The organism is Halorubrum sp. SP3 (assembly GCF_005435195.1).
Lineage (GTDB): Archaea > Halobacteriota > Halobacteria > Halobacteriales > Haloferacaceae > Halorubrum > Halorubrum sodomense.
The window spans coordinates 1-714 of sequence record NZ_SGTU01000198.1 but is presented as its reverse complement, the minus strand read 5'-3'; the positions used below and the strand labels follow the sequence as shown (position 1 = coordinate 714).

At 44.1% G+C, this 714-nt stretch carries 1 protein-coding gene; it reads right to left on the bottom strand.

The features are described from left to right. Positions 1-65: 65 nt before the first annotated feature. Positions 66-714: hypothetical protein (locus EXE42_RS16195; RefSeq protein WP_206750745.1), on the bottom strand; the 649-nt coding region annotated here is incomplete at its 5' end.

The following is a 714-nucleotide window of genomic DNA, read 5'->3' as shown; positions in this document are numbered from 1 at the left end:
GTTACCTTCCCCCCACCCATCGCCAATTGGCAACTTACCTAATGTGATGGGCTGCGAAGATGCCTTCATTTGGCAATAACCTCGCGCTCAAATAACTGAGTGATATATTCAACGTCATTTACATCACCACTTTTCGTATCCTCAGCCTGTATGTTAAGAGATTCGTCAGTATATGTGACCAATATCTCTTGCCCGTTTCTCCTGAATATGAGATCTGCGCGTTCTACAATATACTCGTCAACAACTTCCGAAACATCTAATCCCTCAATCTCATCGTAGGGTTGTAACTCATTTTTATAGAAAACCTCAACCTCAAGGATGTCATCTGCCCTCTTTATAAAATCCCAAATCGCTTGTCGAGAAGGAAAGAGGCCAGGGAATATCTCGAGATCGCCCGGGAGTATTTGTTCTAATTTTCGTACTATCTCTCCGGCCGACGGTGTATCTGACTTCGTACTAACGAGTACTATCTGTGACCCGCTACGATAGGTGATCTCTCCTGAATAGGTTCTTTCTATAGACTCATCAAATGGGTTCTTTTTTACATACTTGAACTGGGCTTTGAGAATCCGCTGATCATCAAATGGGTATTCCTCGATTAGTGGATCAACGTCGATTGCGTCAAATGAGGTAATTTCGAGTTGTCCGTTCGACAAGCTCGGTAGGGATGACTCCCACTGAGAAAGATCCGAGCTAGCTTTACGGACACTGACC